This window comes from Spirillospora sp. NPDC052269 (genome assembly GCF_040679435.1).
Classification (GTDB): domain Bacteria; phylum Actinomycetota; class Actinomycetes; order Streptosporangiales; family Streptosporangiaceae; genus Spirillospora.
Genome location: NZ_JBFAUU010000008.1, coordinates 268290 through 293228 on the forward strand (window position 1 = coordinate 268290; position 24939 = coordinate 293228).

The following is a 24939-nucleotide window of genomic DNA, read 5'->3' on the forward strand; positions in this document are numbered from 1 at the left end:
ACGGGCGGAAGCAGGGCGGTCTTCACCGGAACAATGTTCCGGTGAAGGCCGACTATGGCTTGTGGCGCAGGCCCGCGACGAGGAGTTCCACCAGGCGGCGCGCGTCGTAGCGGGGGTCGCCCTCGGCGCCGATGCACAGGTTGCCGACGCCGCGCATGAGCTCGTAGGCGTCGATGTCGGAACGGATCTCGCCCGCGTCGGCGGCGGCCCGGAGGAGGTCGGCGCACACCGGGACGAGGCGGTCGATGAAGTAGGCGTGCAGGGACTGGAAGGCCGGGTCGTCCGACTGTAGGACGGCGGCCAGGCCGTGCTTGGTGGCGACGAAGTCGACGAACTGGTTGACCCATCGTCCCAGCGCCTCATAAGGGGGGACGTCGCTCGCCAGCAGGGTCACGCCGGCCTCGGCGCAGGCTTCGACCTGGTGCCGGTAGACGGCGGTGATCAGGTCCGCGCGGGTGGGGAAGTGGCGGTAGATGGTCGCCACCCCGACGCCCGCCCGGGACGCGATGTCGCGCACCGGCGCCTCGACGCCCGAGGTCACGAACACCGCCGCCGCGGCGTCCAGCAGCGCCTGCTCGTTGCGCCGGGCGTCGGCCCGCTTGCGCGGGGCGGCCTTCCCCGCGGCCCTCTCGTCGGCCATCGCGCCCTCCCGTTGTCAAACGGAACCATGTTCCGTATATTAATCGGAACATGGTTCCGCTTGCTTCATGATGCCAGAGCGGAACCGGTGACCCAAGTCATGCCCACGTTGAAGGAGCACGGTATGCAGTACCGCACCCTGGGACGCACCGGAGTCCAGGTGAGCACGCTGGTGCTCGGCGCCATGAACTTCGGCCGGATCGGCTCCACCGGGCAGGACGAGGCGGACGCCATCGTCGGCGCCGCCCTCGACGCCGGGATCAACCTCATCGACACCGCCGACTTCTACCCCGGCTCCGAGGAGATGGTCGGCAAGGCCATCGCGGGCCGCCGGGACGCCATCGTCCTGGCGACCAAGGCCGCACTGCCGGTCGACGACGACCGCAACCACCGGGGAGCCTCGCGCCGCTGGCTGGTCGCCGAACTGGACGCCAGCCTGCGCCGCCTGGGCGTCGACCACGTCGACCTCTACCAGATCCACCGCTGGGACCCGTCCACCAGCGACGAGGAGACCCTGTCGGCGCTGACCGACCTGCGGCGCGCCGGGAAGATCCGCTACTTCGGCTCCTCGACGTTCCCGGCCTACCGGATCGTCCAGGGCCAGTGGGCCGCGCGCGAGGCCCGGCTCGGACGGTACGTCACCGAGCAGCCCAGCTACTCGATCCTGCAGCGCGGGATCGAGGCGGACGTCCTGCCGGTCACCCAGGAGTACGGGATGGGCGTGCTGGTGTGGAGCCCGCTGGCGTCGGGCTGGCTGTCGGGCGCGGTCCGCGCGGGCCGGGAGATCGCCACGCACCGCTCGACGGTCCGGCCCGAGCGGTTCGACCTGTCGCTGCCGTCCAACCAGGCCCGGCTGGACGCGGTCGAGCGCCTGGCGAAGGTCGCCGACGAGGCGGGCCTGACGCTGATCCAGCTCGCGCTCGGGTTCGTCACCGCGCACCCCGGCGTGACCAGCGCGATCATCGGCCCCCGGACGATCGACCACCTGCGCTCGCAGCTCGCCGCCGCCGACACCGTCCTTTCCGCGGACGTGCTCGACGCGATCGACGAGATCGTCGCGCCCGGCGTCGACCTGGCCGCGCACGAGAAGGTCGACACGCGCCCGTCCCTGGTCGACGCGTCGCTGCGCCGCCGCTGACCGGTCCTGGCGTGTGGTGGCCCGCCCCGAGGGACGGGCCGCCACACCGGAACCGGGTCAGATCTCCCGGATGAACGCGATGGCCTCGATCCGATCGAGCGCGGACGGGGCGAGCGCGGCGTAGGTGTAGTCGGCGGGCACACGCGGCTCCGGCTTCCGGTCGAGGACCTCGGCGAGGCGCACCGGGTCGACGGCGACGCGGGCGTCGGGCAGACCCGACAGCATCCCCTCGAGGCTGTCGGGCGCGGGGACGTCGGAGCCGCGAGTGCCGAAGTTGGTGGCCACGACGGCGTACCCGTCGCCGAGGTGGGCGGCGACGATGGCCCCGGCGCTCCACCACTCGACCGTCTGGCCGTCCCAGGTCATGCTGCTGCGGTCGCGCTGCAGGTGGGAGTTGTGGGCGAACATGAGGGTGCGGCCGCGCCGCTCCTCGCGGCGGACGATCGCGTCGAGGCTTTCGGCCATGAACGCGTCGCGCACGGCCAGGAGTGAGCCGACACGTGCGGGCGTGGTGTCGGCCATGGCCGCGTGGTAGCGCAGCAGCCCGGTCGCGGCGCGTCCGTGCAGGTCGGCGCGCCACCAGTCGTCGGGGGACGTCGCGGCGATCAGGTGCGGTGCATTCGCGGCGAGCAACGCGCGCAGGTCGCCCGCGACCAGCCGCAGCTCGCGGGCCTCGGGCGTCCGGCCGACGGACGCCGTGGGATCCATCATCACGGCGGGGTTCGTCCAGGGCTCGTCCGCGCCGAGCAGGGCGTCCAGGTCCGCGCGGCTGTAGGGCACATCGAGGTGGGCGGCGAGGTAGTCGCGCAACTGGGTCAGCGCCGAACGCGGGCTGGCGGCACCGGCCGTCTCCAGCGGAGCCTCCAGGCCATAAAAGTGCACCCGGTCGCCCGGCGGACGCCCGTCGTTGAAGGACCGCATCCACCTCAGCAGTTCGCGGTTGCCCGCGTAGGCGCCGAAGTCGTGGCTGAAGCCGCGCTCCACGGCCTCGTCCAGGGTGCCGGTGCCTTCGGTGGCGTACGCGTCGGCGGTCATGGCCATGAGGCCGTCGCTTTCGATCGCGATCGAGCGGTAGCCCTCATGCTCGACGAGGTGACGGAAGAACTCGTTGCGCAGTTCCAGGAACGCCTCGGCGCCGTGCGTGGGCTCGCCGAGGCCGAGCACGCGGGTGGTCGCGGGCAGGAGCGAGGCGAGGGACTCTCCGGTGAAGGGACGCGCGGCGTCCCCGATCGATGCCGTCATACCTTCAACCGTATCGTTGAACCTTCGGTGTAAACTTTGACGCTTCCTCCAGCTCATACAGAGGGTGAAGTCTCAAATGGGGTTGCGTCCTGTCGATCTGGCCCGAGAGCACGGCCTGTCCACGCAGGCGGTGCGCAACTACGAAGAGGCGGGTGTCCTGCCGCCCGCCGAACGCTCCCCGAGCGGCTACCGCGTCTACGCCCCGCGGCACGCGGCGGCGCTGCGGGCGTTCCTGGCGCTCGTCCCCGCGCATGGCCACGCGACGGCGACCGCGATCATGCGGGCGGCGAACGAGGGCACGGTCGAGGCGGCGCTCCGGCTGATCGACGAGAGCCACGCGGAACTGGCGGACGACCGGCGCACGCTGGAGGCCGTCGAACGGGCCCTGCACGACCTCACCCTGCCGGCCGCCGAGGAACCCGCGCGGAGCGGGACGTTCATCGGCCCGCTGGCGCGCAGGCTCGGCATCCGTCCGGCGACACTGCGGAAGTGGGAGCAGGCCGGGCTGGTCGTCCCAGGCAGGGATCCCAAGACCGGCTACCGCGTCTACAACCCGGCCGACGTCCGGGACGTGCTGATGGCGCACCAACTGCGGCGCGGCGGGCACGGACTCGACCAGATCGCGCAGGTCCTGGAGCAGATGCGGACGGCGGGCGGCCCCGAAGCGCTCCAGCCGACCATGCGCGAATGGCACGCGCGGCTGACGGCACGCGGCCGCGCGATGCTGGCGGGCGCCGCCGCACTCGACGCCTACCTGAGCGACTGATCCGCCCGGAAGGTTCTAAGCTTCGGGCCGTGGCGGAGATGCGGGCTGACCTCGACACCGACAACGGAACGCGGCTTCCGGCCGAGCTCGGGACGGCCCTGGACGTCCCGCGGGCCCCCGAGCGTGCCCTGCGCGGCACCCCGCCGGCCCGCGCCGCCGGTGAACTGGCCAGCCTGATGCGCGCCGCCGGGATGGACGAGTCGGCGCTGCGCGCCACGGGCGTGTGGCTGGTGTCCGGACGCCGGTCGTCCGCGCACACCCAGGCCGCCTACCTGCGGGACGTGAGCTGGTGGGTGTGGTGGTGCACCGCCCGCGGCGCCCACATGGCGCCAGCGGCGCAGGCCCAGGCCCCCGTCCCGCGTGACGCCGACCTGTACGTCGCAGACCTGGTCGCCTCGGGCCTGGCCCGCGCCACCGTGAACCGGCGGGTCGCGGCGGTCTCCTCGTGGTACCGGTACCTCGTCCGCGAGGGGTGCGTGGCGGCCAACCCGTTCGAGGGCGCGGAGCGTCCACGGATGGACACGCGGCACTCGCGGACGCGCGGCCTCTCCAAACAGCAGGTCGCCGACGTCCTCACCCACGCCGCCGAGCACGAGTCGGCCCGGACGTACGCCCTGCTCTGGCTGATGTTCGCCACCGCCGGACGCATCGGCTCGCTGCTCTCCGCGCGGATCGAGGACCTGGGCGAGGACAGCGGCCACCGCGTGCTGGACGTGGTGGTCAAGGGCGGCCAGAACAAGCGGTTCGCACTGCCGCCGCCCGCGGTCGCCGCGCTCGACCGGTACCTCGCCGAACGCGGCCGCCCGGACTCGGGCCCCCTCTTCGTCAGCCGGACGGGCCGGACGCTCGTCCAGTCCTACGTGTGGAAGCTGGTCAACCGGGTCGCGGGGGAGTGCGGCGTCGACTTCGTCATCAGCCCGCACTCCTTCCGCCACTCGGCGATCACGATCGCGCTGGGCGAGGGCCGTCCGCTGCACGTGGTGCAGGACTTCGCCGGGCACGCCGACCCGCGCACGACCCGCCGCTACGACCGCGACCGCGACGCCCTGGACCGCTCCCCGGCCTACCAGCTCGCCGCCTTGGTCGCCCCGTCCACGCGTCCCGAGCGCTGATCGTCAGCTGCTGAGGGAGTCGAGCAGGCGGAGCCGGTCGGCGGAGTCGGAGCCGGGGGCCGCGCCCTGGAACAGGATCCGCTGGCCGGGGTCGCCGCTCACACGGAGGCTCTCGACGTCGAGGGTGAGCGGGCCGACCAGCGGGTGGTCGTAGCGGCGGCGGGAGTGGCCGCACTCGGCGACGGGCTGGGTGGCCCAGATCCGGGCGAAGTCGGCGCTCTTGATGCTGAGCTCGCCGATGAGGTCGGCGAGCGCCGGGTCGTCGGGCATGTCGCCGGTGGCCATCCGCAGGTAGGAGGCGACGCTGACCGCGTCGTCGTGCCAGTCGGTGAACAGGTCGCGCATGGCCGGGTCCAGGAACGTCATCTTCGCCAGGTTGACGTTCTGGCCCTGGTTGAGGCCGAGCAGCGCGTAGCCGAGGCGGTTCGCGCCGAGCAGGTCGAAGTACCGGCCGACGACGATGGCGGCCTGGTCGATGGTGCTCTCCACCAGCGTCAGCACGGCGGGGCGCAGGTCCTCCGGACCGTACGGACGGCGCGTCTGGTCGGCCTGCTCCGGACGGGCGAGACGGATCAGGTGCGCGCGCTCGTCCACGCTCAGCTGGAGCGCGTTGCCGAGGGCGTGCAGCACCGAGTCCGACATCTGGTGGCTCTCGCCCTGCTCCAGGCGCGTGTAGTAGTTCACGCTGATCCCGGCGAGCTGGGCCACCTCGTTGCGGCGCAGGCCCGGGACGCGCCGGGGCGACCCGTAGTCCGGCAGTCCGGTGGCCGACAGGTCCAGTACGGCGCGGTGCGCGCGGAGGAACTCACCCAGCTGATCGCCCATGGCCTCATTGTCGGCGCGTCCCGGACGGCCTGCCACCCCCTGCCGTGGGTACCCAGCACCGGGGCACGCCAGGAGCGCCGAACGGTGCCAGCGTTGACGGCATGAGCGAACAGAAGCTGATTGCAGTGGTGGGCGCGACCGGCGCGCAGGGCGGCGGACTGGCGCGGGCGATCCTCGACGATCCGGACAGCGGGTTCACGCTCCGGGCCCTGACCCGGGACCCGTCGACGCCGGCGGCACGGGCGCTCGCCGAGCGCGGCGCCGACGTCGTCGCGGCGGACCTGGACGACGAGGAGAGCGTGCGGCGGGCGTTCGAGGGCGCGTACGGCGCGTTCGTGATGACGAACTTCTGGGCGCCGCTCACGCCGGAGCAGGAGGCGGCCCGAGACCGGGCGCGCATGGAGATCGAGCAGGCCCGGACGGCGGCGCGCGCGGCGAAGGACGCCGGGCTGCGGCACGTGGTGTGGTCGACGCTGGAGGACACCCGTCCGTACTTCGCGCACCTCGGACGCGACGTCCCGACGCTCCTCGGCCGGTACAAGGTGCCGCACTTCGACGCCAAGGCCGAGGCGGACGCCGAGTTCCGCGACATCGGAGTCCCCACGACGTTCCTGCTGACGACCTTCTACTACGAGTCGCTCCTCAAGGGGCAGGGCCCGCAGCGGGACGCCGACGGGAAGCTCGTGCTGACCCTTCCCATGGCGGACAACGCGATGGCGCTCGTCGGCGGCGAGGACATCGGCCGCACCGCGTTCGGCATCCTGAAGGGCGGCGTGGAGTACGTCGGACGGCACGTCGGCCTCGCGGGCGCGCACGCCACGGGCGAGGAGCTGGCGGCCAAGTTCAGCGAGCTGCTCGGCGAGCAGGTGACGTACCGCCCGGCGTCCTATGACGAGGCGCGCGCCGCCGGGTACCCGGGCGCGGTCGAGACGGCGAACATGTACGAGTTCTACTCTGAGGCGTCCGCCTACTTCACCGGCGTCCGCGACCTGGAGCTCGTGCGCCGCGTCAACCCGCGCCTGGAATCCCTGGACGCCTGGCTCGCCCGCCACCGCGCGGACGTCGAGGCGGTGCTCTGACATGCGGATCGGTGTCCACAGCCTGATGAGCGACGAGGGCGTCCGCCCGGATCGGCTCGCCAGGGCGCTGGAGGAACGCGGGTTCGACGCGATGTTCGTCCCGGAGCACTCGCACCTGCCGGTCCGGACCGAGATCCCGTACCCGATGGGCGGCCCGGTCCCGCGCCCGTACTTCCGCATCTACGACCCGTTCGTCGCGCTGTCGATGGCGGCGGCGGTCACCGACCGGCTGCTCCTGGGCACGGGCATCGCGATCCTGCCGCAGCGGGACGTGATCCAGACGGCGAAGGAGGTGGCGAGCCTGGACCAGCTGTCCGGCGGACGGTTCCTGTTCGGCATCGGGACGGGCTGGCAGTTCGACGAGATGCGCGACCACGGCGTCGACCCGCGCACGCGCGGCGCCCGGATGACCGAGCAGCTCGCCGCGCTCCAGGAGATCTGGACCAAGGACGAGGCGGAGTTCCACGGCGAGCACGTCGACTTCGACCCCATCCACGCCTGGCCCAAACCCGTCCCGATGCCGCCGATCTACCACGGCGGCGCGGGCCCCCGCGTGCTCGGCCGGGTGCGGCGCTTCGGCCGGGCCTGGATGCCCGCGGCCGTCACGGACCCGGCGGACGTGCCGGGGCAGCTCGCCCCGGCCGAGGGCCTGCCGGTGTCGGTGTACTACGGGGACGGCGACAACGAGCCCGTGCTCGAGGCGTACGCGCGGGCCGGAGTCGAGCGCGTCACCCTCTTCCTGGACGAGCTGTCCGAGGCCGAGACGTTCGCCCGCCTGGACGTCCTGGCGAAGCTCGTCGACCGCTACCCCGAATGACCAGGCCGGAGCCGATCACAGCGCCGGAACGACCGCGGTGCCCAGCCGACCAGAGGAAGCATCGGCAGGGCACCCCGGCCGCGGTCACGGAAACCGCGCGTCACGCAAGCGTTCACTCAGGGGGGACGGCGTTCTCGGTCAGGTGGAGGAAGTCGGCGAGGATCTCCGAGGCGACCACCGGGTCGAGATCGCCGAAGGGGAGCCGGTCGCCGAGGCGGCCGGTGAACAGCCACACCCGAGTGATCTCCTGGTCGGGGTACTCGTAGGGCGCGATGACGCGGATGCCGGGCTCGATCTGCACCATCAGATGCCGCTCGTCCGGCGTCATGAGACCGATCTGGCGCCGGAAGCCGCCGGTCTCCTTCTCACCGAGTTCCCAGCCGCGTCCCGTCATGCCGAGCACACGGCCGAAGTGCACCGTCAGCCGGTCGAAGCGGGTCAGGTTCCCCGTCTCGCGCTCCTCTTCCGTCAGCGTGTGCACGGCCCGTTCGAGCTGCGGGAACGGCTGAAGGATCTCGTGGTCGGCGAACAGCCGCGTCCAGTCGCCCACGTCCTCGCCGCCCAGCCGCAGCGGGTGCGGCAGCGTCACCCGTGCCGACTCCGGAAGCGTGAACCCGGCGTCGCGGACGTCGGTGAACGTGCGGTCCCCGGCGACCCGGAACGTGGTGACGGCCCCGTCGACCTCGGCGCTCCACACCAGGCGCCGGACGATGTGCCCCAGCAGCGGATGCCCGGCGAGCAGGGAACGGAACTCCCCGGCCGTCCAGCCGCGGCCCGACACCATCGCCTGTTCCAGCCGCTTGATCTGCTCGGCGGCGGTGGTCTTGACCTCCTTCTTCAGGTCGCCGAAGCGCTTGTACGCGGCGGGCGCCAGGGTCTGGTCGTCCTTGACCCCGGGCTTGGGCAGCGTCGTGCGGCGCTTGCCGTCCCCGTCCGTCACGTACGGCTTGAGCCGCTCGTCGAACCCGACGGCGAAACGCCGGTGGCCGTAGTCCAGGGTCATGCCGCCCTCGGCGTCCAGCCCGAGGTCGGGAACGAGCCGATCGGCGAGTTGCTCGGGGGTCAGCCCGCGCTCTCCGGCGATGCGTTTGAGAGCCGCCGCCGCCCAGGGCCGTATCCGCTTGGCGTCCTCTGCCTTCAGTGAGAGCCGATGCAGGTGGCGCAGCGCCGAGTCGGTGCCGAGCCTGCTGAACACCTGCAGAGCCGAGGTTCCGCCGCGGTCCCAGACATACGCCTTCGACCAGCGGGCGACGTCGGGCGCGAGAAGATCGGCGACCTCGTCATCGGCCAGGTTGATCAGTGCCCACTGGACGCCGGGGAACGCCCACTTGGCGGAGTCGTCCGCCTGGTACAGCGCCCAGGCGAACTCCGCGAGCGAGCCCGGGTCGCATGCCTCGACGACCTGCGCGAGGGCCGGGTACGGCTCCGACGGTGTCGAAATGGACACCATCGTGATGACGTTCCGGGTCACGTCCGCGGGCAGGGCGAACTCGCGTCCGCGCAGCAGGATCCGGGGCAGGCGCTCGGGAGCGAAGCCCGGGGGAACGGGAGGGAGCGGGTCCGGGTACAGGTCCAGCGGGTCGGTCCTCAGCGCGGCGATCGCCGCCACGGCCTGTTCCCCATAGTGACGGGCGGCCTCGACGACCGCGTCGTGCCCGTGCCGCTCGGCGACCAGACGCAGGGCCTCCTCGGCCTTGGTCCGTTTCGGGCCGGGCTTGCGGAGGGCGTCCGGCACGGTCAGCCTCGCCGCGGCCGGCCCGTGTTTCTCGAACCAGGACTCCGCTTGGTTGTCATTCGGGTAGACGCCCCAATGCTTGATCATGATCTGGGCGACGTCGGCGTCCAGGAACGGATCCAGCGCGTAGAAGGCACGCTTGTTCTTCGCCTCGTACAGCGCGATCGGGTACGCCGCCATCTCATGGCGCGCCACGGCCGCCTGGACTCCGCTGGACATCGGGTATCCCGTGAGGACGTCCCAGTAGCGCTCGTCGGCCAGCAGCTTCGCACCGAGTTCCAAGGGCGCCTGCGTGAACAGGCCGACGGCCAGGGCGTGGAGCCGCCGCTCCGGCTCCGCCCGCACCCTCTCGGTGGCGAAGTCGTCCGCCAGCCGCTCCCAGTCGGTGTCGTCGGGAAGGCGCTCCCAGTAGCGCTTCTCGTACGGTGCGTTCAGCCACTCCTCCCGCTGGCCCGGTGCCCACACGACGACGGTCGGTTCCTTGGGCGCCTTCAGCCCCTTGAGGACGACCGGCTCCTTGCTCTGGGGCTCCCGCTGCCACGGCGGATTCACGAGCAGGTCGGGCAGGGCGCTGGCGGGGGCTTCCTTGATGTCCGGCATCGCTCCAGGTTTCTGACGAGATCGGGGAGGACCTCGGCGTGCGCGCTGCGCTCACCGAGGTCGGTTCATCATCCTTGGCCCGTGTGCCGGGGTCAGGCGCCGACGTAGTCGGCGAGGTGCTGAGCCGTTAGGGTCGAGCGGCCGGCGACCAGGTCCGCCGGGGTGCCCTCGAAGACGACGCGGCCGCCGTCGTGGCCGGCGCCCGGGCCGAGGTCGATGATCCAGTCGGCGTGCGCCATGACGGCCTGGTGGTGCTCGATGACGATGACCGACTTGCCGGAGTCGACGAGCCGGTCGAGCAACCCGAGGAGCTGCTCGACGTCGGCGAGGTGCAGGCCGGTGGTCGGCTCGTCCAGGACGTAGACGCCGCCCTTGTCGGCCATGTGGGTGGCGAGCTTGAGCCGCTGCCGCTCGCCGCCGGACAGCGTGGTGAGCGGCTGTCCGATGGTGAGGTAGCCGAGGCCGACGTCCGCGAGCCGCCGAAGGATCGCGTGCGCGGCGGGGATCCGGGCGTCGCCGGAGCCGAAGAACTCCTCGGCCTCGGTCACCGGCATCGCCAGGACCTCGCTGATGTCGCGTCCGCCGAGGCGGTACTCCAGGACCGACGCCTGGAAGCGCTTGCCGTCGCACTCCTCGCAGACGGTGGTGACGCCCGCCATCATCGCCAGGTCGGTGTAGATGACGCCCGCGCCGTTGCAGGTCGGGCAGGCCCCCTCGGAGTTCGCCGAGAACAGGGCGGGCTTCACGCCGTTGGCCTTGGCGAACGCCTTGCGGATCGGCTCGAGCAGACCGGTGTAGGTCGCCGGGTTGGACCGCCGCGAGCCGCGGATCGCGGTCTGGTCGACCGACACCACGCCCGCGTCGGCCGGGATCGACCCGTGCACCAGCGAACTCTTGCCGGAGCCCGCGACGCCGGTGATGACGGTCAGGACGCCGAGCGGGACGTCGACGTCGACGTCCTGGAGGTTGTGGGCGTTCGCGCCGCGGATCTCCAGCGCGCCGGTGGGCTTGCGCACCTCGTCCTTGAGGGCGGCGCGGTCGTCCAGGTGGCGTCCGGTGACGGTGCCGCTGGCGCGCAGGCCCGCGACGGTGCCCTCGAAGCAGACGGTGCCGCCGGCCGTGCCCGCGCCGGGGCCGAGGTCGACGACGTGGTCGGCGATCTCGATGGTCTCGGGCTTGTGCTCGACGACCAGGACGGTGTTGCCCTTGTCGCGGAGCCGCAGCAGCAGGTCGTTCATGCGGCGGATGTCGTGCGGGTGCAGGCCGACGGTCGGCTCGTCGAAGACGTAGGTGACGTCCGTGAGGCTCGAGCCGAGGTGGCGGATCATCTTGACGCGCTGCGCCTCACCGCCCGACAGGGTCCCCGCGGGACGGTCGAGCGACAGGTAGCCCAGGCCGATCTCCACGAACGACTCGAGGGTCTGCCGGAGGGAGTCGAGCAGCGGCCCGGCCGGCGGCTCGTCCAGGTCGCGGACCCAGGCGGCCAGGTCGCTGATCTGCATGGCGCAGGCGTCGGCGATGCTGATCCCGGCGATCTTCGAGGAGCGGGCGGGCGCGGCGAGCCGGGTGCCGTCGCACTCGGGGCAGGCGGTGAAGGTGACGGCCCGGTCCACGAACTCGCGGATGTGGGGCTGCATGCCCTCCTTGTCCTTGGCGAGCATCGACTTCTGGATGCGCGGCACCAGACCCTCGTAGGTCATGTTGATGCCCTCGATCTTCATCCGCGTCGGCTCGCGGTGGAGGAAGTCGTCCAGCTCCTGCTTGGTGAACTCCCGGATCGGCTTGTCCGCGTCGAAGAAGCCGGACGAGGCGTACAGCCGGTAGTTCCAGCCGCCCGCCTTGTACCCGGGGATCGTCATCGCGCCCTCGGACAGCGACCTGGAGTCGTCGAACAGCTGGCCGAGGTCGAGGTCGGACACCGAGCCGCGGCCCTCGCAGCGCGGGCACATGCCGCCCGTGACGGCGAAGCTGCGCTTCTCCTGCACGCTCTTCCCGCCGCGCTCGACGGTGACCGCGCCCGCGCCGCTGATCGACGGGACGTTGAAGGAGAACGCCTGCGGCGAGCCGATGTGCGGCTTCCCGAGGCGGCTGAACAGGATGCGCAGCATCGCGTTCGCGTCGGTGGCCGTCCCGACGGTCGAGCGCGGGTCGGCGCCCATCCGCTGCTGGTCGACGATGATCGCGGTGGTGAGGCCCTCCAGGACGTCCACCTCGGGCCGGGCCAGCGTCGGCATGAAGCCCTGCACGAACGCGCTGTAGGTCTCGTTGATCAGCCGCTGCGACTCGGCCGCGATCGTGCTGAAGACCAGCGAGCTCTTGCCCGAGCCGGACACGCCGGTGAACACCGTGAGCCGCCGCTTGCGGAGCTCGACGGTGACGTCCTTGAGGTTGTTCTCGCGGGCTCCGACCACGCGGATCAGCTCGTGGCCGTCGGCTGCGTGGAGGGCGGACGCGGGCATGGGCTGCTGGGCGTCCGGCTCGGTGGCCTTGCTCATCATCTCTCCGTCGAGTCGGGAAGGCCGCACGCTATCGGACGGCGGTGACGGTTTCGCCCGCCGATCCGTCCGCGACGGCATCGACGGCCCCGACGGCGTCGGCGGGCAGGCCGCGGTAGGTGAGCGGCTCGCTGTAGACGAGGTTGGTGGTGGTCGAGCCGAGCTCGAGCAGCTCGTCCACGACCTGCTCCAGGTGGCCCATGGAGGTCGCCGCGATCTTCAGGACGTAGCAGTCCTCGCCGGTGGTGCGCAGGCACTCCAGGATCTCCCCGCGCTTCTGGAGGAGGTCGTGCAGCGGGCCGTGCCGGTTGCCGGGGTACTTCAGCCGCACGACGGCGAGGACGGGCAGCCCGGCCTTGGCCAGGTCGACACGGGCGTGGTAGCCGGTGATCACGCCCAGCTCCTCCAGGCGCCGGACGCGCTCGGTGGTGGCGGACGCGCTGAGGCTGACCCGTCGGCCCAGTTCGGTGAGGGGGATGCGGCCGTCCCGCTGCAGCTCGATGAGGATCGCCCGGTCGGTCGCGTCGAGATTCTCGGTCACCGCGCCAAAATACCGTCAGATCCACGGCCGAGCCTGCTCGATGGCGGGAGAACTCCCTTCAACTGGGCCGGATCGGCTGGATAGCGTTACCCACGTGATTCTGGGAGTGAACGTTCCGAACTTCGGGCCCGGCGCGGACCCGGACAGGCTGGCCGCATGGGCGCAGACCGTCGAGGGCCTCGGCTTTGACCTGCTGATGGTCTCCGACCATGTCGCGATCACGCCGGACGTGGCCGAGCATTACCCCGCGCCGTTCTACGAGCCGTTCACCACGCTGTCGTGGCTCGCGGGCGTCACCCGCCGCGTCCGGCTGGGAACGACGGTGCTCATCGCGCCGTACCGGCATCCGCTGCTGGTCGCCCGCATGGCCGCCAACCTGAACCGGCTCAGCGGCGGGCGGCTCGTCCTCGGTGTGGGCGCGGGTTGGGCGCGGCAGGAGTTCGAGGCGCTCGGCGTTCCGTACGAGCGGCGGAGTGAGCTCACCGACGACCTGCTCCGCGGCGTGCATGCCGCCTGGCAGGACGCCGACGACTACCGGAGCGGGCGGATCCCGATCTGGGTGGGCGGGCACAGCGACGCCGCGATGCGCCGTGCCGTCCAGTTCGGCGACGCCTGGCACCCGCTGCGCTTCACGATGCCCTGGCTGGACGAGGCGGTGGGTCGCCTCACCCGGATCGCCGAACGCGAGGGCCGCCCGGTCCCGGCCCTCGCGCCCCGCATCCTGCTCCGCCTGACCGCCGACCCGCTCGGCGACGAACGCCGCGCGGGCGAAGGGACGATCGACCAGGTGCTCGCCGACCTGCAGCGGCTGCGCCGGATGGGCGCCGAAAGCGTCCTGCTCGACCCGTTCCTCGCCCATCCGGACGAGACGCTGCGCCCCGAGAACGCCTGGCGGGACCTGGCCGCCGTGGCCGCCCATCGAAAGGAACTCACGTGACCTCCAACGACGAACGCCTGCTGCGCCGGGCCGTCGAGATCGCCGTCCGGTCCCGCGCGGACGGGCACGCGCCCTACGGCTCGCTGCTCGCGGACCCGGACGGCGTCATCCTCATCGAGGCGCACAACACCGTGCGCGCCGACCGGGACATCAGCGCCCACCCCGAGTTGAAGCTGGCCCGATGGGCGGCCCGCGAACTCGCCCCGGACGTCGCCGCGGCGACGACGATGTTCACCAGCTGCCAGCCGTGCGGCATGTGCACCGGCGCGATCGACCGGTCGGGGCTGGGACGCGTCGTCTACGCGCTGTCCAGCGAGCAGCACGACGCGCTCACCCCCGGCGGCGGATGGCCCTCCGTCCGGCAGGAGGGCCCGGCCCTGTCCGAGGAGGCCCGCGCCGCGATCGACGGCTACTACACCTGACGCGTCACAGGCCGTGCCTGCGGTCGCCCAGGACGGACTCGGCGACCAGCGCCTCGAAGGACGCGTCGAACTCGGCCGCGCTCCGCCCGGTGACGCGGTCGTGGTCGACGGCCCGCCGGACGTCCTCCTCGACCAGGTCGCCGTTGAGCGCCATCGCGGCGGCCGCGCCCTCCGCCGCAGCGATGATCACCTGCGCGTGGGTGTTCACGACGTTGCCCGCCGCCGAGACGCCGGGAACGCTGGTGCGGCCCTTCCCGTCGGTCCGCACCAGGCCGTCCTCGCGGGCGCAGCCGAGGGCGGTGAGCGGCCCGTCGTTGGGGATCATGGCGCTCTGAACGAACAGGGCGCGGCGTTCCACGACGTTCCCGTCGGCCATTTCGACGCCATGAAGCCCGTCCTCGTCGGCGACGATCCGCTTGACCTCGCCCTCCACGACGGTGATGCCGCGTGCGGCGAAGCGCTCGCGGTCGTCGGGGGAGAACTCCTGGTCCTGGGTGAACAGGGTGACGTTCGGAGACCACTGCCGCACCATCAGCGTCTGGTGAACGGCCATCGGGCCGGTGGCCAGCACGCCGATCGGCTCGTCGCGGACCTCGTAGCCGTGGCAGTAGGGGCAGTGCAGGACGTCCTTGCCCCAGCGTTCGCGCAGGCCGGGAAGGTCGGGCGGCTCGTCCCGCAGACCGGTCGCCACCAGGACGCGGCGGGTGCGCAGGGACGCGCCGCCGGTCAGCTGGACGGTGAAGACCGGGTCGGGGCCGTCCTCGCGGACGACCTCGTCCACGCGCGCGGCGATCGGCTCGACGCCGTATCCGGCGAGTTCGGCGCGGCCCGCCTCGAGCAGCGCCGCCGGGGGCATGCCGTCCCGGGTGAGGAAGCCCTGCATGTGGGCGGCGGGCGCGTTGCGCGGGGCGCCGTCGTCCAGGATCGCGACGCGGCGCCGGGCGCGCGCCAGCACCAGTCCGGCGCTGAGTCCCGCCGCGCCGCCACCGACGATCACCACGTCGTGAGTGTTTTCGTTCATCGGGTCACCTCCACGACCCCAGCGTGCGTCCGGATGCGTGAAATCGGCAACTCTTGTTGCCATTTCCGGGACGCATCGAGTGGAATGGGGTCATGGAGCATCACCACGACACCGTCCCGGGCGACCCGTCGTCCGCGATCGACCGCGCCCTGACCGAGGTCGGGCCGCGGCTGCGGAAGCTGCGCGCCGAGCGGGGCATCACGCTGGGCGCCCTCGCCGAGGCGACCGGGATCTCCAAGAGCACCCTGTCCCGCCTGGAGTCGGGGCAGCGCAGGCCCAGCCTGGAGCTGCTGCTGCCGCTCGCGCAGGTCTACCAGGTGCCGCTGGACGAGATGGTCGGCGCGCCCGAGGTCGGCGACCCGCGCGTCCGGCTGACGCCGCGCGACGGCGGCGACCGGACGGTGATCCCGCTGACCAAGCACCCCGGCCCGCTGCAGGCGTGGAAGTCGATCCTGCCGGGGAACGCGCGCAGCGAGCCGAACCCGGTGACGCACGACGGCTACGAGTGGCTGTACGTCCTGTCCGGACGGCTCCGCCTGATCGTCGGCGACCACGACCTGGAGCTGGAGCCCGGCGAGGCCGCCGAGTTCGACACCCGCCTGCCGCACTGGTTCGGCCCGGTGGACAGCGAGCCGGTCGAACTGCTCAGCCTCTTCGGCCGCCAGGGCGAACGCTTCCACCTACGCGCCGCCCCCAAATCCCGCCGCCCCGGCGGTGGTGCCTAAGGCGGCAGGGGGTGGCTGGTCAGGTGCGCCATTCCTGGTGGTAGGCGGGGTGGTCGGAGTAGGCGGAGGCGAGGGCGCGGAGGGTGGTTAGGCGGACGGCTTGGGCGGCTTCCGCGGCTTCGCTGCGGTGGCCGCTGGACAGGAGCCATTCGGCCTTCACGTACTCGTCGAGGATGAGGCGCTTGGCGGCGACGTCGTGCAGGATGCGGGCGGGGTGGTGGCGGGCTATGTGTTCGGCGTAGCTCTCGTTCTCGGCCTGGGCGACGAAGCCCGGACGGCCCGGGCCGTCCGGCTTGCGTTCGCCGCCGGGGGTGTCGAGGCTGACCGAGCCCGGTGGGGACGGCCGCCATGCGGCGCCCGACCCGGCGCGTGCGATCTGCTCGTCCTTGGCGATCCGGGCCCGCAGGAACTCCACCAGCTCGTCCACCCGGCCATTGTGCAGCCCCGGCCGGACAAAACGCATCCGAACAGGTCAGCCCAGCCGTAGCGCGGAGGTCAGAGTGCGCAGTTCCGCGACGCCGAGGATCCGCGCCACCAACGCGTACAGGACGCCGCCGGCGGCGGACGCGGCGACGACCACCACGGCGGCACTGCCCGGCCCGGCGCCGAGCGAGCCGTCCACGGCGTGGGCGACGGCCGCGGCGGCGAGCCCGGCGACGATCGCGGCGGCCAGGGTGCGCAGGTGGGTGTCGAGCAGGCGGTGGCCGTCCACGCGGCCGAGCCGCTGCCGCAGCAGCACGGCCGTGACGAGCAGTCCGGTGGTGTAGGCGACGGCGGTGCAGGCGGCCATCGCGACCATGAGGTGCGCACCGCTGGTGAACAGGGACGCGACGAGCACGGCGGTGACCGTGACGGCCGAGACGCCGACGCTGATCAGCGCGGGCGTGCGGGTGTCGCCGAGGGCGTAGAAGGCGCGCAGCATGATCTGGTACCCGGCGAACGGGACGAGTGCCGGCCCGAACGCGGCCAAGGTCTGCCCGGTCAGCTGAGCCGCGTGCGGTGAGGTGTGGCCGTGCGCGAACATCAGGGTCGTCAGCGCCGGGCCGAGCACGATCAGCGCCGCCGCGACGGGGGCGAGAGCGACGCCGGTGAGCCGCAGGCCGTGGGACAGGTCGGTGGTGACGCCTTCGAGGTCGCGGCGTCCGGCGGCGCGGCTCATCCGCGGCAGCACGCCGGTGATGACCGTGACCGCGACGATCCCGTAGGGGAGCTGGAAGATCATCGAGGCGTTGCCGTACACCGAGAGCATTCCCTTCCCGGCGTTCGATGCGAGCCGTGTGGACACCACGAACACGGCCTGCGTGGCGGCGACGGACGCGATCGTCCAGCCCGCCATGGCCACGATGCGCCGGACGCCGATGCCGCGCGGGTCGGCGTGCAGGCGCAGCCGGAATCCGGCGCGGCGTCCGGCGAACGCCAGGACGGTCATCTGCGCGGCCACCCCGGCGCTGGTGCCGATCGACAGCAGGAGCGCCTGCGCGGTGGTGAGTGACTCGACGTGCCCGGCGCCGCCGACCAGGACGAACGCCAGCCCGGTCGCGATCACGACGAGGTTGTTGGCGACCGGCGCCCACATCGGCGCGGCGAGCCGTCCGCGCGCGTTCAGCACGGCCGCCAGGGTCGCGCTGACACCGTAGAACAGGATCTGTGGCATGAAGAAGCGGGTGAACAGGACCGCCAAGTGCCGTTGGGGCGGCGAGAACCCGCCGACGGTGGCGTCCACGATCAGGGGCGCGGCGACCACGGTCACGATCACGACCGCGCCCAGTCCGTACACCACCAGCGACAGCAGCCGCTGGGCGAACAGGTCGGCGTCCTGCCGGGACGCCTGCCTGACCAGCAGCGGGACGACGACGCTGGCCACCGCGCCGCCCATCACCAGCTCGTAGATCGTGTTCGGGGTGACGTTGGCGGCGGTGTAGGCGTCCAGCAGGCGGGTGCCGACGCCGAGCGCGGTGACCAGCACCAGCGTGCGGACGAACCCGGTGATCCGCGATACGGCGGTCGCGACCGCCATGGCGCGCCCGGTGCGCAGCAGTTCGCTCATCGATCGCGCCCCTTCCGTCCCGGCCAGGTTAGGCGACCGCAGGCGCGGGCGGCGGCCCGGACGGGTCGTCCGGGCCGCGCGAATCGGTCGGACCAGGTCAGACGGACTTCTGGTAGGAGCGGAAGGTGGCGACGGAGATCGCGACGCACACGATCGTCAGGGCGAGCAGGCCGCCGCCGCGGGCGGCGATCGGGCCCCAGTCGGGGCTCGCGGTGAGGGCGGAGCGGCCCGCGCGGACGGCCCAGTCGAGCGGGTTGCACGCGGTGATGATCCGCATCCAGTGGGGCATCAGCGCGGTCGGCATGAACGCCGAGGACAGGAACGTCAGCGGCAGCATGAACAGCACGTTGAACCCGATGATCGCCTCGCGCTGCCTCAGCAGCATGCCCATCGCGTTGGACAGGCCGCCGAACACCGTGCCGAGCAGGACGCCCGCGGCGACGACCACGGCGCATCCGGCGATCCCGCCGGGGTAGTGCGCGCCGCCGAGGAGCCCGAGCAGCAGGATCGCGACGGACTGGAGCCCGGTGGTGACGGCCTGGTCGGCGACGCCGGAGGTCATCAGCGCGACCCGGCTTACCGGGGAGGACAGGAACCGGTTCAGGGTGCCCCGGTCGATCTCCTCGATCATCGCGACGCCGGCCCACATGCTGGCGTTCATCGCGTTCATGGCGATCACGCCGGGCACCAGGTAGCCCAGGTAGGAGCCGTGGCCGTGGCCGAAGCCGGGGATGTCCACGACGCGGCGGAACAGCGAGCCGAACAGGAACAGCCAGATCGCGGGCTGGACGAGGTTCCCGACGATGACGGCGGGCTGCCGCGCGAGCGCGTGCAGGCGGCGTCCGGTGAGGAACCACGTGTGGGAGATCAGGCGCGGCACGGTGAAGGCGCGCGACGCGGGGGAAGTGAGGGGTGCGGTGGTCATCGCGCGGCCTCCTGCCGGGCGGAGGGGGCGGCCTCGGACGACGCCGTGGTGTTGTCGGGGGCGTCGTCAGGGCCGGTCTCGGGGGTGTAGCGGCGGCCGGTGTAGCGCAGGAACACGTCGTCCAGAGACGGGCGGGCGACGGTCACGGACGCGGCGGGCGTCCCGGCGCGTTCGAGGGCGGCCAGGACGGCGGGGACAGCGGCCGCGCCGTTGTCGCTGCGGGCGCTGACGCCGTGTCCGGCGACGCGGACCTCCCGGACGGTCGGCAGCGACTCCAGCACGGCGCGGACCTGGGCGGGGACGCTCCCGGACGGCAGTTCGAGGTGGACGGCGTCGCCGCGCAGCTCGCCCTTCAGCTCGTCGGGAGTGCCGCCCGCGACGACGCGTCCGCGGTCGACGATCGCCAGGCGCTGCGCGAGCCGGTCGGCCTCCTCCAGGTAGTGGGTGGTGAGGACGACGGTGAGGCCGTCGCTTCCGGCCAGGCGCCGGATCTCGGCCCACATCGCGGTGCGGGCCTCGGGGTCCAGGCCGGTGGTGGGCTCGTCCAGGAACAGCACGGCGGGACGGTGGACCAGGCCGAGCGCGACGTCCAGGCGGCGCTGGGTGCCGCCGGAGAGCGTCTTGACGAGCCGTCCCGCGACCTCGGCGAGGTCGAACCGGTCGAGCAGCTCGGTGGCGCGGGCGCGGGCGGCGTGCCCGCCCATGCCGTGCATCCTGGCCTGCAGGATCAGGTTCTCGCGGGCGGTGGCGCGGGGGTCGCTGCCGGAGCGCTGCGCGACGACGCCGATGAGGCGGCGCACGTGGTCGGGGCGGCGCCGGACGTCCACGCCCTCGATCACGGCGGTGCCGCGGTCGGGGCGGGTGAGGGTGGTGAGGACCTTGACGGCGGTGGACTTGCCCGCGCCGTTGGGGCCGAGCAGTCCGAAGACGATGCCGCGGTCGACGGTGACGTCCAGGCCGTCCAGGGCGCGGACGCCGCCCTTGACGCCGCGGACGGAGTAGGTCTTGCCGAGGTCGTGCGCGCGCACGGCGCACGGGTCGGTGGTCATGGGGACTCTCCCGCTTCGTGGGATCGGTGGTGGGACGATCCGGCGGCGGAGGGGTCCGGCTAACCTTGCGGTGTCACCCAGGTCGCTGGTTCCGTTGCCGCGGATCGGCGTTCTGGTCTCGGGGCCCCGGCCCGGTGTTGCCGCACCGGCCGGGGCCTCTGGCTTCTCGCTCGCCTTCCGGCGGCGTCAAGTGGGGGTCGTCAGCCGGCCTCCTCGTCCTGCGGCCGCCCGCCGCCGGCGTCCCGCGGCCCGTCCTCGGTGGCCCGCGGGGCCCGGTCGGCCCGCTGCTCCTGCTCGTGGAGCCAGTCGATCTCGCTGGGGACCTCGCCGGTCTCGTGGAAGTGGGCCCATTCGGCGAGGCCGGGCATGGTGCCGTCCTCGAGCCGGGCGAGCAGCGCGCGGACCCACGCGGCCTCGGCGGCGCAGAGGGTGCGGTGGTAGTCGGCCTCGATGATGAGCAGCTCGGGCAGCCACGCGCGGGCCTCGGCGAGCTGCCGGTCCTGTTCGGCGAGTTCGGCGTCCAGCGCCTCCATGCGGCGGCGCAGCAGGACGGTGAAGTCGCGCGGGTCCAGGACGGCGACGTCGGCGAGCGCGGCCTCGAAGCGCGGGTACTCGCGCTCGGGGACCTCGACGATCTCGCGCAGCCAGTCGGTGAGCTCGGCGCGGCCCTCGGAGGTGATCGCGTAGACCGTCCGGTCCGGCTGGTTGCCCTGCCGGACGGTGCCGGTCGCCTCGATCAGCCCGTGCTTCTCCAGGTTGCGCACGACCGTGTAGAAGGACCCCCAGTTGATCTTCACGCTGACGTCCTTGCCGCGGCGCCGCAGCGTGGAGGCGATCTCGTAGGGGTACATCGGACGCTCGGTGAGCGTGCTCAGCACCGGCAGTGCCAGCAGGTTGGCGACCTTGCGCCGCTTCGCCACCGGAACCACCTCCGCTCGGGTTCGGCCGGTTGGCTACTCGTCTGCGAGTACTCGTGGACGAGTACTCGCTTCCGAATATACGCCTGCCGCGGCTCGTGTCCACCCCTTCGGAGGTTCTTACGATTCTCTGACGTACGGGTCGGCTCGCTGGAGGACCCCGGACACGGTCCCTAGCTTGGGAGCAAGATCACCAAGGCGAGGAGACCGCAGAAATGAAGCCGCGAGCGCTAAGGCTCCGCACCGCATCCCTGGGACTGGCGCTGGTTCCGCTCGGACTGGCCGGGTTGCAGCCCCCGGCCGTCGCGGACGAGGCTCCCGTCACCATCAAGTCGAGCACGGTCACCCCCTCGACCATCATCGGCGGCAGTGGCGGTACGCAGACGGTCACGCTTTCCCGTCCGGCCCCCGAGGGCGGGACCGAGGTACGGCTGAGGTACGACAAGATCTACGAGGCGACGGTCGGCAACTCCGTCAGGGTCCCGGCCGGCCAGACCAGCGTGACCTTCCCGTTCCGGGTAGCCGCCCCAACGGCCACGCATACCGGCGCCATCTCCGCCCAGATCACGGGCAGCACCGCGACATCGAGCGCCGGTTTCACGCACCAAGCGGCCGATCCCTCGACCCGCGCGGTGAGCACGCTGCGGTTCAACGAGACCGCCCCGGTCGACGGAACCCCCCTCACCGGCACCGTCGAGCTGAAGTACCCGGCACCGTCCGGAGGACTCACCGTGAGTCTGTGGGCCAACACGGCGTACGGCGCCGCCTCGATGTACCTGCCTTCGTACGTGACGGTGCCCGCGGGAGCGGTCAAGGCCGACTTCCAGGCATACGCCTTCGCGGACGGCCCGGGATTCGTCAAGCCGTCGGCCGATCTCGGGACCTCGCTGGCGAGCCAGGAACTCGTCATGACACCGAAGGCCTTCGCCCTCAGCGGTGACGCGCCGAAGCCCAACAGCTCCAGCAGGCTGGCGCTGGGAATCGGTGACGCGGCGAACCCCTCGGGCGCCGTGGTCTTCCTCAAGAGCAACAGCCCGGAGGTCAAGGTGCCCGCACAGGTGACCGTGCCTGCGGGGAAGCACGCAGTCGCGGTTCCCTACTCGATGGGCGACTTCACGCAAGGTTCCCCGTGGCCCACGGTCACCGCCACGTGGAACGGCAAGACCGTGACGTCCCTGATCTTCCCCCAGTAGGCGAGACCACGACTCCATAGCGACTGGAACAACCCCCATGCCCTTCCGACTCTTCAGTCGGAAGGGCATCCGCTTGAGCGGCCGTCGGAGGCGGTTCCCAGGATCGATGGGTGCGGGAACGTGGTGCGCAGGAAGTCTGGATGGTCGCTGGGCCGTGCGGGTCGGGCTGGGAAACGCGCATGTGGCCGGACGGTCATGGTGAGGATCGGGTCGTGCGGCTTGGATGGGCCCGGTCCGGCTTCCGTCACCGAGGCGTCGTCGTGGGGAGCGCCGGGCAGGGGAGGTGTTGACCATGGAAACGAGCGGACGGGACCACGGGCGCCGGTGAAGATCACGTTCCTGCTGCACAGCGCGTACGAGATGGGCGGCACCTTCCGGTCCAACATCATCCTCGCCAACCACCTGGCCGGCCGGCACCGGGTGGAGGTGATCACCGTGCTCCGCTCTCGCGAGGAGCCGTTCCATCCGGTCGGCCCGGGGGTCGGGCTGCGCACGCTGGTCGATGTGCGCGGGTGGGCGAGGCCGGGCTGGGCCGCCGGGCTGGACCGGTTCCCGAGCCGGCTGATCTCGCGCGCGGACCCTCGGCGCCACGAGGTCCCGCTCCGCGGTGACCCGCGGTTGTGGCACGCGTTGCGGACGCTGCGGACCGACGCGCTGGTGACCACGCGCAGCGGCCTGAACCTCCTGGCGGCCCGTTTCGCACCGCGCGGCGTGGTGGTCGTCGGACGCGAGCACCGCAACTTCGGCTTCCACGACGGCGCCATGCTGGAGCAGATCAGGCGCTGGTACCCGCGACTGGACGCATTGGCGACCCGCACCGAGAGCGACCGCCGCGACTACGTCCGGATCCTGGGCGAGGGCGTGCCGGTCGTGACACTTCCCGGGGAGCTTCCGGCGCGTCGGCGGCTGCGGTCGTCGCAGGACCAGCGGGTCGTCGTCGCGGCCGGCCGGTTCGTCCACGTCAAGCGCTACGACCTGCTGATCCGCGCGTTCGCCAAGGTGAGGGCCGCCCGGACGGACTGGACGCTGCGTCTCTACGGCGACGGCCCGCTGGAAGGCGACCTGCGCGCGCTCGCCGACTCGCTGGGGCTCGGCTCCGGCGTCGACTTCAGGGGACCGGCCGACGACATCGAGGCCGCGCTGGCCGAGGCGTCGATCCTGGCGGTCAGCTCCGACAACGAGGGCTTCGGCAGGACGATCATCGAGGCGTTCGGCTGCGGCGTCCCGGTGGTCAGCTTCGACTGCCCCCGCGGGCCCAGGGAGATCATCGTCCACGGCCGCAACGGGTTGCTCGTCCCGCCCGGCGACGTGGACGCGCTCGGCGCCGCGCTGCTCGACCTCATCGGCGACGACGGGCGGCGTCGCGGCATGGCCGACGACGCCTTCCAGGCTGCCCGGCAGTACGACATCGACATCATCGGCGAGCGCTGGGAGAGCCTCCTGGCCGACCTCGTGGCCGCCAAAGCGGCCAGGGCGGCCGGTGCGGCAGGGGCGGGAACGCGGGCCTCCCGGCGGTGACCTCAGGAGGACGGTCCCGTGCAGGACTGGTCGATCGGCGTCTTCGAAGGGCCCAGCCCGCTGCACCTGCGGCCGGCGGCGGACATCGCCAATCCGGTGCTCACCCGCGAGCACGTCCATGACCTCGACGCGGCCTTCGTCGCCGACCCCTTCGCGCTGCGCGTCGGCGACCGGTCGCACATGTTCTTCGAGATCTACGACCGGGCCACCGGCCTGGGGCGGATAGGCCACGCCGACAGCCCTGACCACCGGTCCTGGACCTACAACGGCGTGGTCCTGGCGGAGGACTTCCACCTGTCCTATCCGTTCGTCTTCACACACGGGGGACGGTTCTTCCTGGTCCCCGAAACACGTCGCACCGGGCAGGTGCGCCTGTACGTGGCCGACCCGTTCCCCACACGCTGGCGGCTCGCCACGGTCCTGCTGCACCGTCCTCTGGCCGACCCGACCCTGGTCCATTTGGACGGCCGGTGGTGGATGTACGCCTGCGGTCCCCACAACCACGACCACCTGCACCTGTTTAACGCGGACACGCTCTTCGGCCCCTGGACCGAGCACCCGGCCAGCCCGATCGTCTCCGGCGACCCCGGTAGGGCCCGTCCCGCCGGAAGGCCTGTGCTCTGGGATCACCGGCTCGTCCGCTTCGCCCAGGACTGCCGGGGTGGTTACGGCCGGGGCGTGAGGGCCTTCACCATCACCGACCTCTCGCCCGACGACCATCGGGAGACCTCGACCCCGGTTGATCCCTTCGGCTCCGCCGCGCGCCAGCCCTGGAACCAGGGCGGGATGCACCACATCGACCCGATCCACCTCGACGGACGTTGGCTGGCCTGCGTCGACGGCTGGAGCACCGAGTGAAACCACTTATACCGGGAGACGGGAGGGGGCTCGGATCCGGGTGACGGGTCCGACGGGGCCCCTCGGGTCAGGCCGCAGGTTCCGGTCACGCGTATCGAGGGACCCCGGATGACCGCTTCTCTCCGCCCGTTTTCGTCCTGGATGCGATCACTGGCCCCCTGCGTCACCCTCTGCCGTTTATACCGGGCGGTATCTCTCCTCTTTAAAGCGTTCCACGGGTGGCGAATACCGACCTTTTCCTGAACGCCGGATTTAGCTCCGGAATATCGCGTTCCGCGCCTTATCGGGCGCGTACGGTCAGGGCCCTGGAACACGCACTCGCAGGAGGGGGAGCGGTG

Annotated in this window: 23 protein-coding genes; 11 read left to right on the plus strand and 12 right to left on the minus strand. The window is 72.1% G+C overall.

Annotated elements, in window-relative coordinates:
- Nucleotides 1–52: 52 nt before the first annotated feature.
- On the minus strand, nt 53–640 hold the full coding sequence (locus tag AB0L06_RS19510; protein WP_500232421.1) for a TetR/AcrR family transcriptional regulator: 588 nt from the start codon (nt 638–640) through the stop codon (nt 53–55).
- A 123-nt stretch (nt 641–763) separates the two neighbouring features.
- Between AB0L06_RS19510 and AB0L06_RS19515 the strand changes: the two genes are divergently transcribed.
- The gene (locus AB0L06_RS19515; RefSeq protein WP_500232422.1) at nt 764–1777 is read left to right on the plus strand and encodes an aldo/keto reductase; all 1014 of its coding nucleotides are present in this window, start codon (nt 764–766) and stop codon (nt 1775–1777) included.
- A 57-nt stretch (nt 1778–1834) separates the two neighbouring features.
- On the opposite strand, the gene AB0L06_RS19520 is transcribed toward AB0L06_RS19515, so the two are convergent.
- A complete protein-coding gene (locus AB0L06_RS19520) occupies nt 1835–3019 on the minus strand; it encodes an erythromycin esterase family protein (protein ID WP_500232423.1) in 1185 nt (394 codons plus the stop codon).
- A gap of 76 nt (nt 3020–3095) precedes the next feature.
- On the opposite strand from AB0L06_RS19520, the gene AB0L06_RS19525 reads away from it, so the two are divergent.
- The gene (locus tag AB0L06_RS19525; protein WP_500232424.1) at nt 3096–3785 is read left to right on the plus strand and encodes a TioE family transcriptional regulator; all 690 of its coding nucleotides are present in this window, start codon (nt 3096–3098) and stop codon (nt 3783–3785) included.
- Nucleotides 3786–3823: 38 nt separating this feature from the next.
- A complete protein-coding gene (locus AB0L06_RS19530; RefSeq protein ID WP_500232532.1) occupies nt 3824–4897 on the plus strand; it encodes a tyrosine-type recombinase/integrase in 1074 nt (357 codons plus the stop codon).
- Between the two features lie 3 nt (nt 4898–4900).
- Here the strand turns inward: AB0L06_RS19530 and AB0L06_RS19535 are convergent, their stop codons facing one another.
- Nucleotides 4901–5722, minus strand: a complete 822-nt coding sequence (locus AB0L06_RS19535) for a helix-turn-helix transcriptional regulator (RefSeq protein WP_500232425.1) — start codon at nt 5720–5722, stop codon at nt 4901–4903.
- Nucleotides 5723–5823: 101 nt separating this feature from the next.
- On the opposite strand from AB0L06_RS19535, the gene AB0L06_RS19540 reads away from it, so the two are divergent.
- Both AB0L06_RS19540 and AB0L06_RS19545 read left to right on the plus strand, forming a co-directional pair.
- On the plus strand, nt 5824–6801 hold the full coding sequence (locus tag AB0L06_RS19540) for an NmrA/HSCARG family protein (protein ID WP_500232426.1): 978 nt from the start codon (nt 5824–5826) through the stop codon (nt 6799–6801).
- Nucleotide 6802: 1 nt separating this feature from the next.
- Nucleotides 6803–7618, plus strand: a complete 816-nt coding sequence (locus tag AB0L06_RS19545; RefSeq protein ID WP_500232427.1) for an LLM class F420-dependent oxidoreductase — start codon at nt 6803–6805, stop codon at nt 7616–7618.
- A 112-nt stretch (nt 7619–7730) separates the two neighbouring features.
- Here AB0L06_RS19545 and AB0L06_RS19550 read toward each other — a convergent pair whose 3' ends face one another.
- From AB0L06_RS19550 to AB0L06_RS19560, 3 genes are all read right to left on the minus strand, one after another.
- Complete coding sequence (locus AB0L06_RS19550) at nt 7731–9953, minus strand: DUF4132 domain-containing protein (RefSeq protein ID WP_500232428.1); 2223 nt, start codon at nt 9951–9953, stop codon at nt 7731–7733.
- A 92-nt stretch (nt 9954–10045) separates the two neighbouring features.
- Complete coding sequence (locus AB0L06_RS19555) at nt 10046–12448, minus strand: ATP-binding cassette domain-containing protein (RefSeq protein ID WP_500232429.1); 2403 nt, start codon at nt 12446–12448, stop codon at nt 10046–10048.
- A 31-nt stretch (nt 12449–12479) separates the two neighbouring features.
- A complete protein-coding gene (locus tag AB0L06_RS19560; RefSeq protein WP_500232430.1) occupies nt 12480–12989 on the minus strand; it encodes an Lrp/AsnC family transcriptional regulator in 510 nt (169 codons plus the stop codon).
- 94 nt (nt 12990–13083) lie between these two features.
- On the opposite strand from AB0L06_RS19560, the gene AB0L06_RS19565 reads away from it, so the two are divergent.
- Nucleotides 13084–13926, plus strand: coding sequence for an LLM class flavin-dependent oxidoreductase (locus AB0L06_RS19565; protein WP_500232431.1), 843 nt, complete (start codon nt 13084–13086; stop codon nt 13924–13926).
- Nucleotides 13923–14348, plus strand: a complete 426-nt coding sequence (locus AB0L06_RS19570) for a nucleoside deaminase (RefSeq protein WP_500232432.1) — start codon at nt 13923–13925, stop codon at nt 14346–14348. The genes AB0L06_RS19565 and AB0L06_RS19570 overlap by 4 nt, the downstream gene beginning before the upstream one ends.
- Nucleotides 14349–14352: 4 nt before the next feature.
- On the opposite strand, the gene AB0L06_RS19575 is transcribed toward AB0L06_RS19570, so the two are convergent.
- Complete coding sequence (locus tag AB0L06_RS19575; protein WP_500232433.1) at nt 14353–15369, minus strand: NAD(P)/FAD-dependent oxidoreductase; 1017 nt, start codon at nt 15367–15369, stop codon at nt 14353–14355.
- A gap of 92 nt (nt 15370–15461) precedes the next feature.
- Between AB0L06_RS19575 and AB0L06_RS19580 the strand changes: the two genes are divergently transcribed.
- Nucleotides 15462–16094, plus strand: coding sequence for a helix-turn-helix domain-containing protein (locus AB0L06_RS19580; protein WP_500232434.1), 633 nt, complete (start codon nt 15462–15464; stop codon nt 16092–16094).
- A 19-nt stretch (nt 16095–16113) separates the two neighbouring features.
- On the opposite strand, the gene AB0L06_RS19585 is transcribed toward AB0L06_RS19580, so the two are convergent.
- The 5 genes from AB0L06_RS19585 to AB0L06_RS19605 form a co-directional block, all read right to left on the minus strand.
- Nucleotides 16114–16521: a DUF6221 family protein gene (locus tag AB0L06_RS19585; protein WP_500232435.1), complete on the minus strand. Its 408-nt coding sequence runs from the start codon at nt 16519–16521 to the stop codon at nt 16114–16116.
- A 45-nt stretch (nt 16522–16566) separates the two neighbouring features.
- Complete coding sequence (gene murJ / locus AB0L06_RS19590; protein WP_500232436.1) at nt 16567–18141, minus strand: murein biosynthesis integral membrane protein MurJ; 1575 nt, start codon at nt 18139–18141, stop codon at nt 16567–16569.
- Between the two features lie 97 nt (nt 18142–18238).
- The gene (locus tag AB0L06_RS19595) at nt 18239–19066 is read right to left on the minus strand and encodes an ABC transporter permease (RefSeq protein WP_500232437.1); all 828 of its coding nucleotides are present in this window, start codon (nt 19064–19066) and stop codon (nt 18239–18241) included.
- Complete coding sequence (locus AB0L06_RS19600; protein WP_500232438.1) at nt 19063–20115, minus strand: ABC transporter ATP-binding protein; 1053 nt, start codon at nt 20113–20115, stop codon at nt 19063–19065. Before AB0L06_RS19600 ends, AB0L06_RS19595 begins: the two co-directional genes overlap by 4 nt.
- A gap of 200 nt (nt 20116–20315) precedes the next feature.
- A complete protein-coding gene (locus AB0L06_RS19605) occupies nt 20316–21035 on the minus strand; it encodes a PadR family transcriptional regulator (protein ID WP_500232439.1) in 720 nt (239 codons plus the stop codon).
- A gap of 212 nt (nt 21036–21247) precedes the next feature.
- Here AB0L06_RS19605 and AB0L06_RS19610 point away from each other — a divergent pair, with 212 nt between their 5' ends.
- From AB0L06_RS19610 to AB0L06_RS19620, 3 genes are all read left to right on the plus strand, one after another.
- Entirely contained in the window at nt 21248–22225 is a 978-nt protein-coding gene (locus AB0L06_RS19610; protein ID WP_500232440.1) for a hypothetical protein, read from the plus strand.
- A 324-nt stretch (nt 22226–22549) separates the two neighbouring features.
- On the plus strand, nt 22550–23743 hold the full coding sequence (locus tag AB0L06_RS19615) for a glycosyltransferase family 4 protein (protein WP_500232441.1): 1194 nt from the start codon (nt 22550–22552) through the stop codon (nt 23741–23743).
- An 18-nt stretch (nt 23744–23761) separates the two neighbouring features.
- Nucleotides 23762–24601, plus strand: a complete 840-nt coding sequence (locus tag AB0L06_RS19620; protein WP_500232442.1) for a glucosamine inositolphosphorylceramide transferase family protein — start codon at nt 23762–23764, stop codon at nt 24599–24601.
- Nucleotides 24602–24939 lie beyond the last annotated feature (338 nt).

What these genes read in the sequence shown, in the direction of transcription:
- AB0L06_RS19510 (WP_500232421.1), bottom strand. Translation starts at nt 640, where the DNA reads ATGGCCGACGAGAGGGCCGCGGGGAAGGCCGCCCCGCGCAAGCGGGCC.
- AB0L06_RS19515 (WP_500232422.1), top strand. Translation starts at nt 764, where the DNA reads ATGCAGTACCGCACCCTGGGACGCACCGGAGTCCAGGTGAGCACGCTG.
- AB0L06_RS19520 (WP_500232423.1), bottom strand. Translation starts at nt 3,019, where the DNA reads ATGACGGCATCGATCGGGGACGCCGCGCGTCCCTTCACCGGAGAGTCC.
- AB0L06_RS19525 (WP_500232424.1), top strand. Translation starts at nt 3,096, where the DNA reads ATGGGGTTGCGTCCTGTCGATCTGGCCCGAGAGCACGGCCTGTCCACG.
- AB0L06_RS19530 (WP_500232532.1), top strand. Translation starts at nt 3,824, where the DNA reads ATGCGGGCTGACCTCGACACCGACAACGGAACGCGGCTTCCGGCCGAG.
- AB0L06_RS19535 (WP_500232425.1), bottom strand. Translation starts at nt 5,722, where the DNA reads ATGGGCGATCAGCTGGGTGAGTTCCTCCGCGCGCACCGCGCCGTACTG.
- AB0L06_RS19540 (WP_500232426.1), top strand. Translation starts at nt 5,824, where the DNA reads ATGAGCGAACAGAAGCTGATTGCAGTGGTGGGCGCGACCGGCGCGCAG.
- AB0L06_RS19545 (WP_500232427.1), top strand. Translation starts at nt 6,803, where the DNA reads ATGCGGATCGGTGTCCACAGCCTGATGAGCGACGAGGGCGTCCGCCCG.
- AB0L06_RS19550 (WP_500232428.1), bottom strand. Translation starts at nt 9,953, where the DNA reads ATGCCGGACATCAAGGAAGCCCCCGCCAGCGCCCTGCCCGACCTGCTC.
- AB0L06_RS19555 (WP_500232429.1), bottom strand. Translation starts at nt 12,448, where the DNA reads ATGAGCAAGGCCACCGAGCCGGACGCCCAGCAGCCCATGCCCGCGTCC.
- AB0L06_RS19575 (WP_500232433.1), bottom strand. Translation starts at nt 15,369, where the DNA reads ATGAACGAAAACACTCACGACGTGGTGATCGTCGGTGGCGGCGCGGCG.
- AB0L06_RS19580 (WP_500232434.1), top strand. Translation starts at nt 15,462, where the DNA reads ATGGAGCATCACCACGACACCGTCCCGGGCGACCCGTCGTCCGCGATC.
- murJ (WP_500232436.1), bottom strand. Translation starts at nt 18,141, where the DNA reads ATGAGCGAACTGCTGCGCACCGGGCGCGCCATGGCGGTCGCGACCGCC.
- AB0L06_RS19595 (WP_500232437.1), bottom strand. Translation starts at nt 19,066, where the DNA reads ATGACCACCGCACCCCTCACTTCCCCCGCGTCGCGCGCCTTCACCGTG.
- AB0L06_RS19600 (WP_500232438.1), bottom strand. Translation starts at nt 20,115, where the DNA reads ATGACCACCGACCCGTGCGCCGTGCGCGCGCACGACCTCGGCAAGACC.
- AB0L06_RS19610 (WP_500232440.1), top strand. Translation starts at nt 21,248, where the DNA reads ATGAAGCCGCGAGCGCTAAGGCTCCGCACCGCATCCCTGGGACTGGCG.